Source organism: Providencia sp. PROV209 (assembly GCF_028479485.1).
GTDB lineage: Bacteria > Pseudomonadota > Gammaproteobacteria > Enterobacterales > Enterobacteriaceae > Providencia > Providencia alcalifaciens.
Genome location: NZ_JAMPNR010000016.1, coordinates 80,373 through 101,196, shown reverse-complemented (window position 1 = coordinate 101,196; position 20,824 = coordinate 80,373). Strand labels below are relative to the sequence as shown.

Annotated in this window: 18 protein-coding genes and 1 riboswitch; of the genes, 6 read left to right on the top strand and 12 right to left on the bottom strand. The window is 41.2% G+C overall.

The features are described from left to right. The first annotated feature begins 6 nt into the window (after positions 1-6). The 3 genes from PR795_RS12555 to mntP all read left to right on the top strand — a co-directional run bounded on the left by PR795_RS12555 (position 7) and on the right by mntP (position 2,330). Entirely contained in the window at positions 7-858 is an 852-nt protein-coding gene (locus PR795_RS12555) for a PTS mannose transporter subunit IID (protein ID WP_006661630.1), read from the top strand. An 89-nt stretch (positions 859-947) separates the two neighbouring features. After that, positions 948-1,406: a DUF986 family protein gene (locus tag PR795_RS12550; protein ID WP_006661629.1), complete on the top strand. Its 459-nt coding sequence runs from the start codon at positions 948-950 to the stop codon at positions 1,404-1,406. A gap of 151 nt (positions 1,407-1,557) precedes the next feature. Continuing rightward, a riboswitch (yybP-ykoY riboswitch) is annotated at positions 1,558-1,742 on the top strand. Between the two features lie 6 nt (positions 1,743-1,748). Further along, the gene (gene mntP / locus PR795_RS12545; protein ID WP_006661628.1) at positions 1,749-2,330 is read left to right on the top strand and encodes a manganese efflux pump MntP; all 582 of its coding nucleotides are present in this window, start codon (positions 1,749-1,751) and stop codon (positions 2,328-2,330) included. A gap of 56 nt (positions 2,331-2,386) precedes the next feature. On the opposite strand, the gene rlmA is transcribed toward mntP, so the two are convergent. From rlmA to alr, 5 genes are all read right to left on the bottom strand, one after another. Then, the gene (gene rlmA, locus PR795_RS12540) at positions 2,387-3,208 is read right to left on the bottom strand and encodes a 23S rRNA (guanine(745)-N(1))-methyltransferase (RefSeq protein WP_181479966.1); all 822 of its coding nucleotides are present in this window, start codon (positions 3,206-3,208) and stop codon (positions 2,387-2,389) included. A 112-nt stretch (positions 3,209-3,320) separates the two neighbouring features. Next, positions 3,321-3,533 carry a hypothetical protein gene (locus PR795_RS12535; protein WP_006661626.1) on the bottom strand — a complete coding sequence of 71 codons (213 nt, stop codon included), beginning with the start codon at positions 3,531-3,533 and terminating at the stop codon, positions 3,321-3,323. A 72-nt stretch (positions 3,534-3,605) separates the two neighbouring features. Then, positions 3,606-3,803 carry a hypothetical protein gene (locus tag PR795_RS12530; RefSeq protein WP_006661625.1) on the bottom strand — a complete coding sequence of 66 codons (198 nt, stop codon included), beginning with the start codon at positions 3,801-3,803 and terminating at the stop codon, positions 3,606-3,608. 482 nt (positions 3,804-4,285) lie between these two features. Further along, complete coding sequence (locus tag PR795_RS12525; RefSeq protein WP_181479967.1) at positions 4,286-5,023, bottom strand: phosphatase; 738 nt, start codon at positions 5,021-5,023, stop codon at positions 4,286-4,288. Between the two features lie 210 nt (positions 5,024-5,233). Then, the gene (gene alr / locus PR795_RS12520; RefSeq protein WP_181479968.1) at positions 5,234-6,457 is read right to left on the bottom strand and encodes an alanine racemase; all 1,224 of its coding nucleotides are present in this window, start codon (positions 6,455-6,457) and stop codon (positions 5,234-5,236) included. A gap of 411 nt (positions 6,458-6,868) precedes the next feature. Here alr and PR795_RS12515 point away from each other — a divergent pair, with 411 nt between their 5' ends. Beyond that, on the top strand, positions 6,869-7,195 hold the full coding sequence (locus tag PR795_RS12515; protein ID WP_006661622.1) for a helix-turn-helix transcriptional regulator: 327 nt from the start codon (positions 6,869-6,871) through the stop codon (positions 7,193-7,195). Continuing rightward, entirely contained in the window at positions 7,189-8,505 is a 1,317-nt protein-coding gene (locus PR795_RS12510; RefSeq protein WP_006658810.1) for a type II toxin-antitoxin system HipA family toxin, read from the top strand. The genes PR795_RS12515 and PR795_RS12510 overlap by 7 nt, the downstream gene beginning before the upstream one ends. Before the next feature lie 112 nt (positions 8,506-8,617). Here PR795_RS12510 and guaA read toward each other — a convergent pair whose 3' ends face one another. Both guaA and guaB read right to left on the bottom strand, forming a co-directional pair. Continuing rightward, positions 8,618-10,195, bottom strand: coding sequence for a glutamine-hydrolyzing GMP synthase (gene guaA / locus PR795_RS12505; RefSeq protein WP_006658864.1), 1,578 nt, complete (start codon positions 10,193-10,195; stop codon positions 8,618-8,620). 100 nt (positions 10,196-10,295) lie between these two features. Next, a complete protein-coding gene (gene guaB, locus PR795_RS12500) occupies positions 10,296-11,762 on the bottom strand; it encodes an IMP dehydrogenase (RefSeq protein ID WP_006658865.1) in 1,467 nt (488 codons plus the stop codon). Between the two features lie 170 nt (positions 11,763-11,932). On the opposite strand from guaB, the gene xseA reads away from it, so the two are divergent. Then, positions 11,933-13,300, top strand: coding sequence for an exodeoxyribonuclease VII large subunit (gene xseA, locus PR795_RS12495; protein ID WP_006658867.1), 1,368 nt, complete (start codon positions 11,933-11,935; stop codon positions 13,298-13,300). Here the strand turns inward: xseA and aes are convergent. From aes to PR795_RS12470, 5 genes are all read right to left on the bottom strand, one after another. Continuing rightward, entirely contained in the window at positions 13,289-14,257 is a 969-nt protein-coding gene (gene aes / locus PR795_RS12490; protein WP_272516858.1) for an acetyl esterase, read from the bottom strand. The genes xseA and aes overlap by 12 nt on opposite strands. A gap of 161 nt (positions 14,258-14,418) precedes the next feature. After that, positions 14,419-16,680, bottom strand: a complete 2,262-nt coding sequence (locus PR795_RS12485) for a TonB-dependent receptor domain-containing protein (RefSeq protein WP_006658869.1) — start codon at positions 16,678-16,680, stop codon at positions 14,419-14,421. 140 nt (positions 16,681-16,820) lie between these two features. Continuing rightward, positions 16,821-18,953 (bottom strand): S9 family peptidase, encoded by a 2,133-nt coding sequence (locus tag PR795_RS12480; RefSeq protein ID WP_181479970.1) that lies wholly within the window; start codon positions 18,951-18,953, stop codon positions 16,821-16,823. Positions 18,954-18,965: 12 nt separating this feature from the next. Then, positions 18,966-19,769: an energy transducer TonB family protein gene (locus PR795_RS12475; protein WP_154636556.1), complete on the bottom strand. Its 804-nt coding sequence runs from the start codon at positions 19,767-19,769 to the stop codon at positions 18,966-18,968. Positions 19,770-19,905: 136 nt separating this feature from the next. Continuing rightward, positions 19,906-20,799, bottom strand: coding sequence for a ChaN family lipoprotein (locus tag PR795_RS12470; RefSeq protein ID WP_036979426.1), 894 nt, complete (start codon positions 20,797-20,799; stop codon positions 19,906-19,908). Positions 20,800-20,824 lie beyond the last annotated feature (25 nt).

Below are 20,824 nucleotides of genomic sequence, written 5' to 3'. Positions count from 1 at the left end.
GCAATAATGGTCGATATCACAAAACCAACCGAAAAGCGGTTAACTCAAAGCGATATTCGCGGCGTATTTCTACGCTCTAACTTATTACAAGGTTCATGGAACTTTGAACGTATGCAAGCCTTAGGCTTTTGCTATTCAATGGTTCCTGTTATTCGTCGTTTGTATCCAGACAACAATGATGATCGTAAACAAGCGATTAAACGTCACCTAGAGTTTTTTAATACTCATCCTTACGTTGCCGCGCCTATTTTAGGTGTCACAATGGCGATGGAAGAAGAACGCGCTAACGGTGCAGATATCGATGACGGTGCTATCAACGGTATTAAAGTCGGTTTGATGGGACCATTAGCGGGTGTCGGTGACCCTATTTTCTGGGGAACCGTGCGTCCCGTGTTTGCTGCATTGGGTGCGGGTATCGCAATGACAGGTAGCCTATTAGGGCCGCTGCTATTCTTTGTTCTTTTTAACTTAGTCCGTTTGCTGACACTTTACTATGGTGTTGCCTATGGCTATAAAAAAGGGATTGATATCGTTCAGGATATTGGTGGTGGGTTCCTGCAAAAACTGACAGAGGGGGCGTCAATTCTCGGTCTGTTCGTTATGGGGGCATTGGTCAATAAATGGACTCATGTCAATATTCCACTCGAAGTTTCGCGGATCAAAAACCAAACTACAGGTGTTGAAGACATCACTACCGTTCAGATGATCCTTGACCAATTAATGCCTGGCTTGGTGCCTCTGTTACTTACCTTCGCCTGTATGTGGCTGTTACGCCGTAAAGTGAACGCTTTATGGATTATTATCGGCTTCTTCGGTTTAGGTATCCTTGGTGCTTGGTTAAACTTCTTAGCGCCATAATTTCTATTCAATATCAAGAAAGGGAGGTTGCAGCCTCCCTTTTTTACTTTTAAGCTTGATAGCTCGTCCACTTAGTCATGGGTACTCAAATGACCTTAAATGATGCAATTTTAGCTATTATCATTTTGATCATGCTTGTATACGCAATCTATGATGAATTTATCCAAGGAATTCTGAAGGGCAAAACTCTATTAAAAGTTAACTTAAAACGTAAACACAGAGCCGATGCCATCATTTTTATTGTTCTCATTTGCATCGTCATTTATACAAACATTGCTCGACATGGTAATTTATTAACCACTTATTTATTAATGATTACTATTTTTATGGCTATTTATTTAGCCTTTATTCGTCGTCCGAAAGTATTTTTTAAACAAACCGGTTTTTATTTCGCCAATACATTTATTTTATATGAGCGAATTAAAACAATGAATTTATCTGAAGATGGTATTTTAATGATTGGATTGGAGCAAAAGAAAATCCATGTTCAAGTCAACCATCTTGATGATTTACAAAAGATTTATGATTTCTTCATTAATCACAAATAACTACTTTATATATTGGTATAAATATTAAGGTTAATTAAATGTTTAATTAACCTTAATTTTGTTAATATCGAAAATGAAAATTATTATCATTTGCAGAAATCATTATTAATAATTAATATTTTGCCTTTATTAAAATCTATGATATCTTTCGTCCCACGTCATTGGGGAGTAGCCTGTTCTGGAAATATATTCTTTCCAGAAAATCCGTATCAACATACTCGTTTGTTTTTAAACGTGGTGCGGATGCCATTTATTGGTTGGCAAGACCATAGACACATAAATACGCCTTTTGGTTGGGGGTAATTTATGTGTATATGGAAACACCCAACCGAGATTATTGTTATGAGCTTTTACGCCACTCTCATCCTCGCCTTCGCACTATCCATGGATGCTTTTGCTGTCGCTATTTGCAAAGGTGCAGTACTCCATAAACCCCGTTTTCGTGAAATTCTCCGTACTGGATTTATCTTTGGTTTTATCGAAGCCATTACGCCAATCATTGGCTGGGGAATCGGTATTTTAGCTAGCCAGTATGTGATCCGTTGGGATCACTGGATTGCCTTTGCCCTACTATTCATCCTTGGCGGTCGTATGATCTGGCAAAGTCTGACGACGAAAGATGAAGACTGCTGCGATAAACCATCAAGTCATAGTGCAGGAAACCTTGTGTTATCCGCGATAGCCACCAGCCTCGATGCAATGGCGATTGGTTTAGGTTTAGCTTTCTTACAAGTCGATATTGTCCATACAGCAATGACCATTGGTTTAACCACCATGATTATGGCGACGATCGGTATGATGATTGGACGTTACGTGGGTCCACTACTAGGAAAAAAAGCAGAAATATTAGGTGGTTTGGTACTTATCGCGATTGGCTTCAATATCCTTTTTGAACATCTCGAATTGTTTATGTACGCACCGTAATATTCGATATCCCCCTGACTTGTTCAGGGGGCTCGTTCAAAAGTTTCACCGTGAGTTTACGGTTGATATTGATAAACTCGAATCAAAAAATCTGCGGTATACGCTTTAATTTCTGATTGTTTTAATTGCTGTTTCACTTCTTCAGACGCTCTCCATGCAAATGGCGTCATCTCAAGTAATGCAAATGCCTCTTCACCAGCCAAACTCATCGCGTAATTTAAACGCGTTTCATCAATCAGTTTGAAATCAGGAAGATCTTCCTCTTTTGCTGGATGTAATTTCACTTCATCATAAATCAAGGCTTTTAATTCTTGCAGATGTTCTGCTGCGGGCGTCACGGTAATTAAGATGCCCATAGACATTAATACGCGACTGAGCTCTTGTGCTTTACAGGGTGCGTAAATACGAATAATTCCACTGATGCTGGTATCAGCAAAAGGTAAACGATGACTCGATGCGACACAAAAATTGACTGATTTGTACCGCTTAGCAGCAAAACGGATCGCGACCTTCGAAACATCAAGCCCATACATGTTGATGGGCTTGGATGCTGCTAATAATGACTGTAAAAAATAATCGGTGTAATACCCTTCCCCACACCCAATATCGAGTACGCTTTGGCTATTTTCAGGTAAATATTGTGCAAGTTTTTCCGCGACTTGATCGCGCATAGGTTGATAATGCCCGGCATCTAAAAATTGGCGGCGCGATACCATCATCTCTAAACTATCGCCCGGATCTTTCGAACGCTTATGTTGCACTGGAAGTAAATTAACATAACCCTCTTTGGCGCAATCAAACTGGTGGTTTACTTCACAACGATAGCTACTGTTAATTAAATTGAGAGGTTTAAAACACAGGGGACATTGATAATTCATACGGTTACACTGATTTAAAAATAATGCGCAGTATACCATATAAGCGGTCAAGCAGCGCCATGGAATTATACCCCCATGGCACCGTGACGTAATCTAGAGGAGTAAAGCGAACTTATTTACCTGCTTTAGTCGCTTCTGGCGCTTTTACTTCACCAGTTTGTTTGACTTCACTCTTTTTAAGTTCTTTTTTACTGTGTTCTGCTTTGGCAACTTCGTGAGTTTTCACACCATGGTTTACATGTTCAGTTTTCGCAGTGGTATTTGCTAGTGCGGCACCAGAAACAGTTAATGACAGAACAGTCGCGATTGCTAATAATTTTTTCATTTTGAACGCCTTATTTAAATTCAAACTAACGAGTCATTGATATAAAACTTATATTTTGGTGTAGCTAAAAATTTAAATGGCTTTTTCGGCACTTTTATCTTTAGTTGCACTCACTTTTTTCTCAGTTTTCACTTTTGCGTGATGAGTTTTCGCTGAGTGATGAGCGGCAGCAATTGGCGCTGCAGGCTCAGTTTTGGTTGTTGTATTTGCTAATGCAGCACCAGAAACAGCTAATGACAATACAGTTGCGATTGCTAATAACTTTTTCATACTAAGTACCTTAAGATTAATTTATTAAGCAAGGATGTTCTTGCCACACTAATAAATCATATCTGTAGATCATTTCGCAATAGGAGAATATTAAAGATTCTTAAATTTTTTATAGGTTATTTTAATGAATAAATATTTTAATTTTGTTGATATTCCATTTACTTTCATAGGTTAATTTTCAATCTTTATTTGATTTACTGCGAAGTTAATTTATTAATAAATATCAAATAGATAAATTAAAGATAACCTTGATGTTAATTTTTTGGTTTTAAAGATCATCTTCATTCCAATTTATTTGATATCTATTTTTTCTTCGTTTTTATTTTAAAAACTCAATTTTTATCTTACAAATTTAATAAAGTTTCTTTTTTTAAGATGTACTGACTTTTATTTTTATCTAAAGAGAACTTTTTTTGCTTACTTCAAGTAAAAAAGCCATTCAATCTTGAATGGCTTTTAAACGGATAATTTAAATTTTAAAATTAAAAATGGGCAAACTCAGGAATAGGCTTACGCCCATGAGCTTCTAAAAAGTCTAAAACACGACGTGGCGTGGTATTCAAAATTCGAGATTCCGGAAAATCGATCGATTTCAGCATTTCAATCACTTCATCAAAACGCCCTAAATAGCTAACATGATGAGAATCTGAGCCTAATGCAACCCAACCACCCGCTTCTTTCACCGCTTTTGCTATTTCTATGCAGTTCTTCTTACTACCCGCTCTTGAATGCAAGAAAGAGGAGTTGTTCATCTCTAGTGCCACGTTGCACTCTTTGGCTGCTTGGGCAACGGCTTTAATATCAATAGGATATTTGGGATTACCAGGATGAGTAATAATTTGCACTTTTCCGCTACGAATAGTGGCGATCATCGCTTCAGTATTCTCTTCTAAACTTTGTGGTTCTAAAACAGGCTCATGGAAACCCGCTAAAATAATATCTAGGTGACGAGCTATCTTTTCATTGCAGTCCGTCTCACCCTGCTTATTCTTAATGTTTGCTTCGATTCCATATAACAAACCAACGCCATTAACAATGCGTGGCAATATTGGCATATTCCCAAAGTGCCACTCATGTGGAGCATCTTGCATCTCTGGGCCATGGTCAGTAATCGCAAATAGTTTCATGCCACGAGCGGCGGCTTCTGCAAAGTATTCATTAACAGTGCTAAATGCATGGGTGCTGGCGATAGTATGAGCATGTAAATCAACTTGATACATAGAATATCCTTCTAATTCTTCTATTTGCCTTCTGACATTATTCAGATTGAAAAGGTTATCTCCAAGCTAACATATCCCTACTCATGATTCGATAACAATTCTGTTAAACCGCACTTATCGGATCGTCATAGTAAATTGCAATTATTCTGATACCTCCATATACATAAAAAAACCCGCCACATGGACGGGTTTAAGTTCAGATAAAATGCCTTAATTCACAAGAATCCGCTTGTTTGTGGCTCCCCACAAAATGGACATTTCTGTAAACAAAGCACCGCTAATCTCTTCAACTTCCTCAGCGGTAATTTCTCCATTGCCTTGTTTACCAAAAAAGACAACCTCATCCCCTGGCTGAACATTTTTAAGGTCAGTAATGTCTACCATTACGGTATTCATGGATGTTTTCCCAAGAACCGGCACACGTTGACCATTAATCAATACATGGCCAGCATTACTGAAGACACGACGATATCCATCCGCATAGCCGACAGGTATATTGGCTAACACTGAGTCACGCTTCAAAGTGTAAGTTCTATCATAACCCACTGTATTTCCTTTCGGATAATGATTAACAGCCGCAATATTTGATTTAAACGTCATGACACGTTTGTAATCGTTGGTCGCAACAGTGTCACCATAAAAAATGCCACCAACACGTACCATATCTAACCACGATTCCGGTACCGTTAATGTTGCATAAGTATTCGCCACATGCAGTGTCACGTCCTCACGCTTTAGCCCTGTCATCTTTAACACTTGTTGAGACTGTTTTTTAAACTTAGCCAGATCCTGTCTAATTTGTGCTTCATCTTCTTCTGGGTAATGCGACATAATCCCGACAATCTTTAAATTTGGTAACTGCGAAATTAGCTTAGCTTGTTGTAATCCCTCAGCATTGCTAACCTCTAATCCATTGCGCGACATACCGGCTGAATTCAATGCAAGATGAATAGGAATAATGGTGTTTTGTTTCGCCCCAATCGCATTTAAGCGCTGCGCCATATCCAAGTTACCAATGAGTTCTTCTACATGAAATTCCGTCGCTTGAGCCATTTCTTTCTCAGTGGCGTTACGCACTCGCATTAAACGACCTTTAAAGCCTAAATCACGAACCTGCTTAAACTCTGTATTACTCGTTAATCCAATGCATTGGACATTATTCTCAATCATCACTGGTGTGACGAGTGTCAAATCATGCCCATAGGCATCCCCTTTTAAAACGGCGCACAACCCCGCTTTATCACCTAATAATGTTTGCACTTTCTTGATATTGTAATCCAACGCACTGTGCGAAATTTCTATCCACGAATTATTAACGACCGCGGGTTGAACTTGTGCTGATGAGGTTTCAATGATGTTGGTTTTCGCGGGTTGCTGGCAGGCTGTCGCAACCAACAAAGGCAAAAGAGCAAGATATCTAAGACGAAATGACACGTTTTTATCCTTAGCCATGGTTCAGTGAGTTTCCCCTCACCTTTATTATTATGATTACGGGGAGTGAACATATACCTTCTATGCATATAGGCTGCTGATAATAACAAGCTGAATTAATTGAACAAGTGATAATTGGGATATTTTGAATAAAAAATCACATTTTATGAATTTATAGTTATTTTCTATACGTCTATTTTGATTTTATCGGCCATCATCTCCCCGTGAGCGTTCCATCCAAAATGAAAATAATAAAAACATAGCAAAGTCCCAATTTATGGACTTCAAGGCGATAAAAACACATTAGGTCCATAATATGGGACTTAATGACAAACTTGACTAGCGCATTATAAAGTCCTATATTTGATACATTAAAGTGTAATATTGCATACTATGTCCAAATTAGGGGACATTATGACCAAGATAAAATCCGCTTTAGCCTATGCAGAGCAAATAGGTGAACGTCTAAAGCAAGCGAGACTCAATCAAAATTTAACCCAAGCTGAATTAGCGCAATTTGTTGGTGTCTCACGCAAAACAATCATGGCCGCAGAAAAAGGTCATGCTCAGCTAGAAATGTTTATTGCCATCATGATGGCACTCAACCTAACTGAACAATTAGATTTATTTTTACCTCCACAGCCAATATCCCCTATTCAGCTGATGAAGCTACAAGGAAAAAAACGTCAACGTGCATCTGGACAACGTACTGATATTGAAGAGGAAGAATTAGAATGGTAATGGAAGTCATCGAAGTGTGCTACCAAGGTGACAGTATTGGTGCATTAAGCTTTGATTCCTCTACGGGTCTTGGCGCGTTTGAATACACTCCTGAATTTATTAAAAAAGGCATCCAGCTTTCTCCGTTAAAGATGCCTTTATCTCCGCATATTTATCGTTTTCCTGAGCTCGATTATCAGACATTCAAAGGGCTACCAGGGTTAATTGCCGATTCTCTGCCCGATGATTTTGGTAACGCAGTCATGAATGCTTGGGTTTCGAGCCAAGGTAAATCCGTTGACAGCATTACACCTTTGCAGCGCCTGCAATACACCGGAAAACGCGGAATGGGCGCACTAGAGTACATCCCTGCTACAAAACTTCATTCCGGTAATAAGCAATCCGACATTCAGATTGAATCTCTTGTTGCTATCGCACAGGAGGTTCTCGATTTACGTGGCGATTTTCATTTGGAATTAAATCGTAATCACCAAGAAGATTCGGCTGCCATGATTGAACTACTTTCTGTCGGAATGAGTGCAGGTGGAGCAAGACCTAAGGCTGTGCTTGCCTTTAACCAAGACTTTACCCAAGTTCGATCAGGTCAATCTGATATTCCGGATAACTTCACGCATTATTTAATGAAATTTGATGGCGTCAGTGAGCATAATAAAAACCAAGAAACGTTTGGAGATCCCCTAGGCTACGGGGCAATGGAATATGTTTATCACCTGATGGCAAGACAGAGCGGTGTAGATATGATGCCCTGCCATTTATTAGATGAAGGTGCTAGACGGCATTTTATTACTCAGCGTTTTGATCGCATTGGTAATCAAAAAATTCATGTACAAACCTTAAACGGGCTAGCCCATGTGGATTATAAAAAGCCAGGCTCATTTTCTTATGCAGAACTATTTGGTATAGCGCGCGAACTGAGATTATCTGCAAATGACGCTTACCAATTATTGAGGCGTATGGCATTTAATATTATCGCTCGTAATCATGATGACCATTCGAAAAACTTTGCATTTATGCTTAAAGATAATAAATGGATTTTAGCGCCTGCATACGATCTTGCTTATAGTTATAAGCCTGGCAGCAAGTGGGTAAATAGCCATTGGATGAGTTTAAATGGGAAAAGAGATGATTTTAGCCGCGACGATTTTTATTCTTTAATCAAGCTCAGCCCGGCATTTAACAAACAAAAAATCGATAATATTATCGATGAAACTATCGATGCAGTTTCACAATGGAATGATCTCGCCAAGGAGTGGGAAGTTCCGACGACATTGGCTGATGAGATAAGTAAAAATTTGAGGCTGGATATTTGACCAGCTTAGTTAATAAAACTGTTTTATATTTAAAAAAACAAAAAAGCCACCAGTAACATACTGATGGCTCTTGTTTTTTAACCTTTATCAACTATTGCTGATAAACGTTATTTTATTCCCACTCAATGGTTGCTGGTGGCTTGCCGCTGATATCATACACTACGCGGGAAATGCCATTCACTTCATTGATAATACGGTTAGAAACACGACCTAAGAAATCATATGGCAGGTGTGCCCAATGTGCGGTCATAAAGTCGATGGTTTCTACTGCACGCAGAGAAACAACCCAGTCATATTTACGACCATCACCCATGACACCAACAGAACGAACAGGTAAGAATACCGTGAACGCTTGGCTCACTTTATTGTACAGATCTGCTTTATGCAGCTCTTCAATAAAGATAGCATCTGCACGACGCAGTAAGTCACAGTACTCTTTCTTCACTTCGCCCAGAACACGAACACCTAAACCTGGACCTGGGAATGGGTGACGATACAGCATGTCATATGGCAGACCTAACTCCAGACCAATTTTACGTACTTCGTCTTTGAACAGCTCTTTTAGCGGCTCAACCAGACCCAACTTCATATCTTCCGGTAAGCCACCTACGTTATGGTGAGATTTAATAACGTGCGCTTTACCCGTTGCTGAAGCCGCAGATTCGATAATATCTGGGTAGATAGTACCTTGAGCCAACCATTTGATATTTTGAAGCTTAGAAGACTCTTCATCGAACACTTCAATAAATACGTGACCAATCTTCTTACGCTTTTCCTCAGGATCAGAAATACCTGCTAGAGCATTCATAAAGCGGTCTTCTGCTTTTGCATGAATAATGTTCAGGTCAAATTTACCTTGGAACATTTCCATGACTTGCTCAGCTTCGTTTAAACGTAATAAACCGTTATCCACGAATACGCAAGTTAGGCGCTTACCGATAGCGCGGTGTAATAGCAGCGCAGTGACAGAAGAGTCCACACCACCAGACAGCGCTAACAGAACGTGGTCATCACCGATTTGTTCTTTTAAGCGAGCAACGGTATCTTCGATAATTGCCGCTGAAGTCCACAGCGCTTCACATTGGCACAGATCCAACACGAAACGTTTTAAAATATTCAAACCTTGGTGTGTATGGGTTACTTCAGGATGGAACTGAACACCATAGAAACGCTTTTCAACATCTGCCATGATGGCATATGGGCAGCTAGGCGTGCTGGCAATCGTTTTAAAGCTTGATGGGATTGCAGTCACTTTGTCGCCGTGGCTCATCCATACATCTAAAACTGGCTTACCATCTTCGTTAATTGCATCTTGGATATCACGGAACAGGTCGCAATCTTCAAGAATTTCAACGTTTGCGTAACCAAATTCGCGCTCACCAGACACCTCAACGGCACCACCTAATTGCATAGACATGGTTTGCATGCCATAGCAGATACCTAATACAGGAACGCCTGCATTAAAAACATACTCAGGTGCACGTGGGCTGTCTGCTTCAGTGGTACTTTCTGGACCACCAGACAAGATAATGCCGTTAGGGTTGAACTCTCTAATTTGTTCTTCCGTGACATCCCATGCCCACAGTTCACAGTAGACGCCAATTTCACGGATACGACGAGCAATCAGCTGAGTGTACTGAGAGCCAAAGTCAAGGATAAGAATGCGATGCTTATGGATATTTGTAGTCATTTGAGGAGAATTCCAACAATTCAAGTCAAAATAAAAGGCGGTGGCGCTACCACGATATCGCGCCACCCTGAAACTTTTTACTTACCGTTTTAAAGGGTAATTACTGCCCTAAACGATAGTTAGGAGACTCTTTCGTGATAGTCACATCATGAACGTGACTTTCTTGAATACCCGCACCACTGATACGAACGAATTCAGCTTTTGTTCTCAGCATATCGATAGTACCGCAGCCTGTCAGACCCATACATGAACGTAAACCGCCCATTTGTTGGTGAATGATCTCTTTTAGGCGACCTTTGTATGCCACACGACCTTCGATGCCTTCTGGTACCAGTTTGTCGGCTGCGTTATCTGATTGGAAATAACGGTCAGAAGAACCTTTAGACATCGCGCCCAGAGAGCCCATTCCACGGTATGCTTTATAGGTACGACCTTGGAACAAAATTGTTTCGCCCGGAGATTCTTCGGTACCTGCGAACATGGAACCCACCATGACACATGCTGCGCCCGCTGCGATAGCCTTAGAAATATCACCAGAGAAACGGATACCGCCATCTGCAATAACAGGAATACCAGTACCCTCTAATGCCCCCGCCGCTTCAGCGATCGCAGTGATTTGAGGCACACCAACACCGGTTACGATACGAGTCGTACAGATTGAACCTGGACCAATACCCACTTTTACTGCGCTAACGCCAGCATCAGCCAACGCTTTCGCACCTTCAGCCGTTGCAACGTTACCACCGATAATTTGTAAATCAGGGTATTTTTGACGTGTTTCACGAATGCGTTGTAAAACGCCTTCAGAATGACCGTGTGAAGAGTCAATCAGCAGGACATCCACACCCGCAGCAACCAAGGCATCAACGCGCTCTTCGTTGCCTGGACCTGCACCTACAGCCGCACCGACACGTAAGCGACCTTGTTCGTCTTTACATGCATTTGGTTTACGTTCTGCTTTTTGGAAATCTTTAACGGTGATCATACCTAACAGATGGAAGCTATCGTCGATCACTAAGGCTTTTTCAACACGTTGCTCATGCATTTTTTGTAATACAACTTCGCGTGCTTCGCCTTCTTTTACCGTCACTAAACGCTCTTTTGGTGTCATCACTGCGGTAACTGGTTGGTCCAAATCTGTCACGAAACGCACGTCACGACCTGTAATAATACCGACTAAAGAATTATCTTTAGAGACAACAGGATAACCCGCAAAACCATTACGTTCGGCCAATTCTTGCACTTCACGGATCGTGGTTTCAGGGGTAACAGTGACAGGATCGGTAACCACGCCGCTTTCGTGTTTCTTCACGCGACGAACTTCTTCAGCTTGGCGCTCAATGGACATGTTTTTATGGATAAAACCAATACCACCTTCTTGAGCCAGTGCGATAGCCAGATCAGATTCGGTGACAGTATCCATCGCTGCGGAGAGCATAGGAATATTCAGGCGGATTTTTGCAGTCAGTTGAGTGGACAGATCTGCCGTGTTTGGCAGTACAGTTGAGTGTGCAGGAACGAGTAAAACATCGTCGAAAGTTAGTGCTTCTTTTTTAATGCGTAACATAGGCAATATCCCACCAGGCAGCGTTATGAAAGGTATAAAATATTGCCGCGGCATTATACACACCGTAATCGGTTGCTTCCAGCACTTTTTTCAAAAAAAACTTGATAAGTCCGTCGGCTGCGTTAGTATCAGTCAATTAAGTCATTGTTTTAAAATTTGATCTAGCTCACATGTCGACTCAACAAAATAGCGCAATTTATTCCGTCAGCAAGCTCAACCAAACGGTAAGAGAACTTCTTGATACTCAAATGGGCCGAATTTGGTTAACTGCCGAAATTTCCAATTTTTCGCAGCCCAGTTCAGGACATTGGTACCTGACTCTCAAAGATGATCGTGCACAAGTTCGCGCGGCAATGTTTCGTGGACAAAATACCCGCGTCACCTTTCGCCCGCAAAATGGGCAACAAGTTTTGGTTCGTGCGACCGTTACACTGTATGAACCACGCGGTGATTACCAACTGATTATCGAAAGCATGCAACCTGCGGGTGAAGGTCTTCTGCAACAGCGCTTTGAGCTACTCAAACAAACACTCAATGCTCAAGGCTTGTTTGATGTTATTCACAAACAAGCCTTACCGTCCCCGGCAAAACGGGTAGGTATCATCACCTCTGCAACCGGTGCGGCTTTACATGATATTTTGAATATTCTTCATCGTCGCGATCCGTCCCTCCCAGTGGTGATTTACCCAACCGCGGTTCAAGGGGATTTAGCGCCAGCACAAATCGCCAGAGCTATCGAACTGGCGAACTTACGTCATGAGTGCGATGTGTTAATTGTCGGTCGTGGTGGTGGTTCTCTGGAAGATTTATGGGCATTTAACGAAGAGATCGTTGCGAGAGCCATTTTTAATAGCCGATTACCAATTATTAGCGCCGTTGGTCATGAAACTGACGTCACTATTGCGGATTATGTTGCTGATGTTCGAGCGCCTACACCCTCCGCAGCAGCAGAGCTTGTCAGTCGTAATCAAACTGAAATGCTGCGCCAGCTAAAATCAGGGCAGCAACATCTCGAAATGGCGATGGATTATTACTTAGCGGCTCAGCAACAACGTTTTGCACGCTTGCAGCATCGCTTGCAACAACAACACCCTCAACTACGTCTTGCTCGGCAACAAAATCAAATTTCTGCTCTACGCCAAAAACTAACAAATGCCATCAATCGCCAACTACAATCATCAACCTTCAAGTTTGATAAAAACCAGCGTCGACTTATGCAAAATGACTTACGTCCTCAATTGCAGCGTCAACAGCGCCAATTGCAGCAAACCCAGTATCATTTGCAAAATATGTTGACCCACTTAGTTACCCGCTACCGCCAACGTTTCGCTGTCGCATGCTCAAAAATGGAGGCGGTTAGTCCTCTCGCCACACTCGCCCGCGGTTTTAGTATCAGTGAAACTCCCGAAGGCACCGTGTTGAAAAAGACCAGCCAAGTGAAATTAGGTCAACAACTCAAAACACGCTTGAATGATGGGTGGGTGGAAAGCCAAGTCACCAACATTCAAAAGGTTCGCACGAAAAAATCAACCAAATAGCTGTTTTATAAAATATATGGCACCATCCCGAATCACACTATCCGCGGTTGGCATAATACGAGAGTAATGTAAAAAAGCATGTAATGTCCCTGAATACATTTTATATTCACATGGGACTTTATGTGCTTGAAACGTTTGAAATAATGTTTCGCTATCATCAATTAATGGGTCATATTGAGCACTTGCAATGAAACAAGGCGGTATACCTTGTGTTAGGTCATTATTAAATAAACAATAGTAAGGCTCTTCGCGACTACCTAAAGCGGTTAAATAAGCATTATCATATTCTTGGAGATCTTCTCGCCTTAACCCGTCCCATTCTCCTCCATACAGGCGACGACTACGCGAGTCGTGTAACCCATATAATCCATACCACAGCAACACTGCACAAATATCACCACAGTAAATGTGTTTATCCCGTAACCATAATACCTTGGCAAGCGCTAGCATTGCGCCTGCTGAGTCTCCTGCGAATCCAATATGGTTCATATTGAGCGTGAATTTCTCAGCGTGCTGATAATAGAATTGACACACCGCGACCGCCTCTTCTATGGCTTGGGGATAATGCACCTCTGGAGAAAGTGTATAATCGATGCCAATCACCGTACAACCTGTGTACAGTGCCAGTAAGCGCATAATACGATCATGCGTATCGAGATTACCGAGAATAAATCCACCTCCGTGCAAGTAAAACAGTGTGGCAGGCGTCTTTTCTATAGGGTGATAAATTCGCGTGACAACGTCACCTTTGTCTGTTGGGACAAGATTGTTTTTTATGCTAAATAATTCTGGGGAATTCGCATTCCAATAACGCCGATCCTCAATATAAGCAAGCCGCTGAGCCTCATAACTTCCATCATTGGGCTCAACAGGATCTTTCTGCGCATAATAGGCAATCACTTTTTGCATCTCAGGAGAGATCAATTCGAGCACATTAATTTTATTGGTTATTTTCATTATGGTTCTCCTTGGATTTATTACCTTATTGTAATAAATCCAAGGAGATAAACTGCGAGAAGGGTATCCAATATTGAATAGCGTTTAAAGCGCGTGTCTATCAATCGTCGTTAGTGTGTAAGACTAAAAAGACTAAACGCCTTAATTATTTTACTGCTTAGTTAAAAACGCACTTGCCCACCAATCATATAACTACGTCCCCTTCCCGTTTCATTATTGCGACCTCGTTCCTCCATTACAGCACCTGAATTAGCACGGTTTAATACATCCGTGTAATTTTCGTTTGTGAGGTTATTAATCGCCATCATTAACTTGAAGTTTTTATTGATTTCATAATCTGCATATAGATCAACAATAGTAGGTTGCTTCTCATATTTTTCAGTCATCGCATCCCCATTTATATCTCCATCCGGAATTGGGCTAATGCGCTTAGAAGGTCCCGTCCATGTAATGGCTGAGCCAAGCGTCAGTTTTTCATCAAATAAACGCACGCCAGAATCTAAAGTCACATAATATTCAGGTAATTGGGTAAAGTCCCCTGCACTAAATACCGATGTACTGTTGATTGACACTGGTTGTTTGCCAGACTCTTGGGTGTAAGAAACCATGGAGTAAAATACCCCTGCATCGTAGTTTGCTTGTAGCTCATAACCGCGTAAATTAACATCACGGGGATCGTTCACATACATATCTGCGCGTTGGAAAATATCCGGATTTTCTTTATCCCACACATCATCATTAATTAAACACCAATCAAACTCTTCCTGAGAGTTTGCACGACATAGCAGGAAAGACTTACTCGTGATGTAGTCTTTGATATGTGTATGGAACCACAGCGCTTTCAGGTTGAACTGATCACCTTCTACAATTAAGTCTGGCTTAAAACTATTAAAACCTACCTGCCAAGTTTGCGACTTTTCTCCTTTTAGGAATGGATTCATACTCTGACCACCATTTTGAGAGAAAAAAGCTTCCTGAGAGTTTGGTGCTCTCATTGAGTGCGCATAACTCACAAAAGGTTGAAATTCAGGAATAATTTGGGCGGAAACCAACACTCCGGGGTTAATGCCACTTTCCCGTAGATTTAATGTACTCGCTTCTTGAGGGAAGCATTTTTCCGTTTCATCACAAGCGGGTTTATACCCCTTAACTCGATAATTAAGGTAATTGAGGTCAAAGGTAGCCGTATAAATATCATACTGCGCTTCAAATTGGGTATACAAACTCGCAATATCTTGCGTACCGCTCGGAGAAAATGGGTTATAAATAACCGTATTTGGATCTTCCACTGGCTGCGTGATTTTTTGGTACTTAGTTTTCATTAGCTTCGAACCAAGCTGCCATTTGAAATCCATCTCACCATAAGAAAAACGGCTAGTATTGGAAATATTAATACTGTCTGATTTATTCTCTGACTCCGCATCCTTTAATGCACCACCAATAGGTTCGCCTTGGAATTTTTGCGTGTTAAACCCATGACTGGCGAGCACCTCAACATCTATCAATTCATTGATTGGCGTGTATTTATATTTCAGATAATAATCTTCGCTATTAATCTTACGGCTGGTTAGCTTATTTTGTAAAAATCGACCACTGAATTCGACTTCATGGCTATCATTCGGTTTATACTTTAATTTGGTTAATTGAGATTGCGGTTTTTGTTTAAATGTCGGGTCTGTTGCAAATTCATCTGTATCAAAACCATCCCCGTTTTTATAACTTCCAGGAATATTATGTCCACTCACTGCAATTAAACCACCGAAATACCCTTCGCCATCGTTTAATAAGGATTTTCCTGCAACAGAAACCATCCCATTATATCCGAGCCCATTATCACCCCAACTCCCCTTACTGCGCACTCCCCATAAATTATCCTTAAAAATAACGTCATCAATGGATAAGGTTCGGAAATTTGCACTACCCGCTAAGGCGTTGACACTATTACTGCCGTTGAGTTGCCCTTTCTCTACCTCAACAGACACAATAAAGTTAGGGTCAATCAGTGAGCCAAAATCATTACTTGGCTGCATCCCGTGAGTATATTTACTGGGTGATATTCCGTAGTAGCTTTGCGTGACGCCATCCACCATCATATTCACGCGGCCAAAGCCACTGAGACCACGGATATTCACATTGATGGTGCCTTGGCTTGCGTCCATTTGAGTGTAAGTTCCCGGCATAGAGCGGATAATTTTATCCATAGACTGAAGTTTATTTTCAGTACCTACCGCGCTATATGCCCCTGGTTTTTCTAATGCTTTCACCAGCGGCGTTTGTTTTTGTGCGCCAGAGACTTTTAATTGGCTAAAATTAACCACATCATCCTGCTGCTGATTTGTCTGCTGTGTATTTTCAGCCAAAGCGAACCCTTGGAAGCCAGTGGAAATAGTCCCAGCTACCATGATTATTATTTTATTATTCATTAAACCATTCCTGTAAACGTACTAATAAAACAGTCGCTCACATTGCAAACGCAGAATAAATGTCATTTCTGCGAATAGGATTAGTTGTCGGTTTTAATAACCATACAACTAATCCTAGATAACCTTATATTGGCTACTTATTATTTATATTCTGGAAAATATGTTTCTTTGTTTTCTAACATCAGAATAAAACTGTATTCCCTTGCAATATCATCTAATGCATTAAAACGACCTGATTTTCCGCCATGTCCTGCATTCATATTGGTTTCTAATAACAATAGTGAATTGCCCTGTTTAAGATCGCGTAATTTCGCAACCCATTTAGCAGGTTCCCAGTACTGCACTTGTGAGTCATGCAATCCTGTAGTGACTAGAATATGAGGGTAATGCTGCGCTTTAATATTGTCATACGGGCTATAGGCTTTAATTCGCCAGTAATCCTCTTCATTTTCAGGATTACCCCACTCGTCATATTCCCCTGTTGTCAGTGGAATTGAAGGGTCAAGCATGGTGGTGACCACATCAACAAATGGTACGGCAGATACTACGCCTTCATATAGGTCAGGCGCCATATTAACAACAGCCCCCATTAATAGACCACCGGCACTGCCGCCCATGGCATAGACGTGACCTTTTTCCCCATAACCTTGCGCCAATAATGCGTGGGTAACATCAATAAAGTCCGTAAAGGTATTCATTTTATGGACGGTTTTACCTTGAATGTACCAATTTTTACCCAGATCGCCGCCGCCACGAATATGGGCGATAGCATACACAAATCCGCGATCAAGCAAGGACAATCGAGAAGAACTAAATGATGGGTCGATGCCGTATCCATACGCTCCGTAGCCATAGACTAACAGCGGGTTTTTACCCTGTTTGAAGCTATCTTTGCGATAAACCAATGAAACAGGCACTTTCACACCATCTCGCGCCGTAATCCAAATTCGCTCACTTTGGTAATTTTCTTTGTTGAAGTCTTTTACTTCTTCTTGTTTTAATAGCTGTTTCTCTTGCGTTAGCATATTAATTTCATACACAGAAGAAGGTGTCGTCATCGAGGAGTAGCCGTAGCGTAATTTATCGGTATCCGGCTCTGGGTTATTGCCAATCCACGCCATATAAGCGGGATCCTCAAAACTGACAGCATGCTCTTTTTGAGTTAACCAGCTAATTTGGCGAATATTAACGAGACCATTTTGACGTTCTTCAATGACTAGCCAATTATTGAATAAGGCAAAATCCTCAAGATCAACATTGTCACGCGGCGCAATATAACTGACCCACGGAGCTGCCGCATTATCTGCAATGTACAAACCAAATAATGGATGCTGATGATTTGAGCGAATATAAAATTTTCCATTAAAATGGTCAGGATAATATTCCACACCCGTTTTACGTGGTTGTAGAACTATTGCATCATGCTGCGGCTGATTTGCATCAAGAAGACGGTATTCAGACGTTTCAGTACTGGTAATCCCAATTAAAATATAATCTTTGGAAGTCGATTTCGCTAAGCTAACGTAGTAAGTATCATCTTTCTCTTCATACACGAGCTTATCAGCCGATTGCAAAGTCCCATATTGATGCTTAACTACTTGATAAGGCAGCAATGTTTTTTTGTCTTTGTTGACGTAAAACAACGTGTGATTATCATTCGCCCAAACGATATTGCCTGACGTATTTGTCAGCACATTTTCTTGCCACGTGGAGTCATCAATTTTACGAAATGAGACAGCATAATCGTTACGACCTTGGCGGTCTTCCGCAATCGCAATCGTTGTATTATCCGGTGATATCGCTAATGCCCCCATCCGGTAATATTCAACGCCTTCTGCGCGTTGGTTACCATCAACTAATACTGTCCATTCGTCGTTGCTATTAATTGGGCGTCTTTCATAGATTGAGTAATTTTTCCCTGCCACGACACGAGAGCGGTACGTATAACCATTGTAGTTGTAGGGTACAGATTCATCATCCTGCTTCACTCGGGATAATAATTCATCGTAAATTTGTTGTTTTAATGGCTCACCCCGCTCAAGTTGTTGCGCGGTATAGGCATTTTCTTGATTCAAATATTCAATAATTTCTGGAGCTTCACGGTTATCATCTCTTAACCAATAATAGTTATCGACACGTTCGTCACCATGAATTGTCATAACATGGGGCTGTTTTTTCGCTATTGGTGCTAGCATTTTATCCTCCGCAGCGCTGCTGGCTGCATATAACCCTAGTAGTGTGACCACGCAAAATGTGGTGATTCTATTATGCATAGTGAATCCAATCTATTTATCATTAAGTGTAAAATCAATAGGTAACCTGACAGTTATCCGCCCATTGTTTAATATCTTCGTCGGAGGCTCGGGTAACGGCGCGGCACGCGATAAAACTTGCAGGGCTTCTTTGTCTAAAGAGCGCGTACCTGATGAGCCCACTAAACTGCTATCAAGTAAAAAGCCTTGGCTATCCACCGTAAACATCACCACAGGTTTGCCGATACGATTGCGTTTGCTCGCATCTTCTGGGTAGCGCTTATATTTATTCAATTTTCCCAGCACGATGGCTTCCCATTGCTTCTGAAGGCTATCATTTGCATCTGATTGGCTATTCAGTTCCGCTGCAATTTTTTGACTTAGTACCGGTGCGGCGGCATCACTGGTCGCAGGTGCATCGCTGGCTTTCGAATCGGTGGTTTGCACTTTTTTAACTTGCTTCTGTTCCTGTTTCTGTTTTTTCAGCTCAGGCTTCGTTTTTTTGGCTTCAGCCTTAATGAGTTGCACTTCAGCTTGTTCATTAACGGGCAAAGCAGGGATCGCGATATCTTCCGATGGTGTCTTGTGAGATTCACTCGCGACGGCAAGCTCTTGCGTTTTTCCAATATTCACTTCCGTTAACTGTTTAGCTTGAGCTTCGATAGACAACTCCATCACCACAGACGGTGGCGGCAGTGAGTCTTCCCATCGTTCATTATGCGTTGTCCAAATAAAAATCCCCACAATAGCAACGTGTAAAACGACTGCTAAAGCCAGCCATCCGCCCATTTTGGTGGTTCTACTGACATACCCACTTTCAAACGTTATTGTGCTCATATTCATCTTACGTGCTTTTATAGAGTTGCAAATGATAATTAATAACGAATGCAAATGGAAATTATTTGTAAATAAATATGATGATTACTTCACAAAATTAACGATTTTAAATCATCATATTAGTGACTATTGGTGATTATTTCGGCGTATACCACACATAATCCGCATGTAGGTTGTCGATTTCTTCACCTACCTCAGAAATAATCAATACTTTCAATGGTTCATTAGGTGCAAGGTCGAGTACATGTAATGGAACACCAATTGCTCGTGTTGCATGATATCCCCCAGCAAAAAGAACCGCTGGAGCAGGTGCATCCAATAACCCTTGAGCCATTGCCCTATCTCTTAGCTGTTGGATATTCATCATTTTGTTAGATTGAATATCATCCAATTCACCATTGTGTGAGCGTTTAATGGTTTCATTGATTAATGCTTGAATAACGGGTTGTGTTGAGTGCTTTCCTGTCAGCTTAGGCGGGTTATTGTAAGCTTCCATAACGGCATCTCGATTAATATTTGCCGCTAACACTGGGTATGGCTGAGCTAACAAATACTTCACTAAATTCCCATATTGTGCCCATGGCCAACCTGTATTCCAATGCAACACTTCTTGTAATTTTTCGTCTCGAATATAAGGATTGCCTTGCATTTGTTTCTGGACATTGGCGACCTTACTTTGTTGATTGGGAGTAAGCATCTCTAGCAATACCGCCCCTTGCGGGCGTATCTGTTGCATTTCTTGTGCCACCCACTGCTCAATTTGATGATGATAAATATTATCGTGTTTTTCCCCAACAATGACCCGTGGGGATGCCGCAAGTTGTTGGATTAATTGCTGTGGTGTGATGGATTTACCGGAATCCAAATCAATGATTTTACCGACTTGAGTTAATTGAGGATCCAACTGTGTGGCAGGTTTTGGCGTTTGAGAGGTACATCCTAGCTGTGTGAAACTCAAAACGAAAAGCACTCCTAAGCTCAGGAGTGATGACTTTTTCGTTAAATAATTCAAAGAACGTGCTGATATCATTATCTTTTCCATATAGTGACTTTGA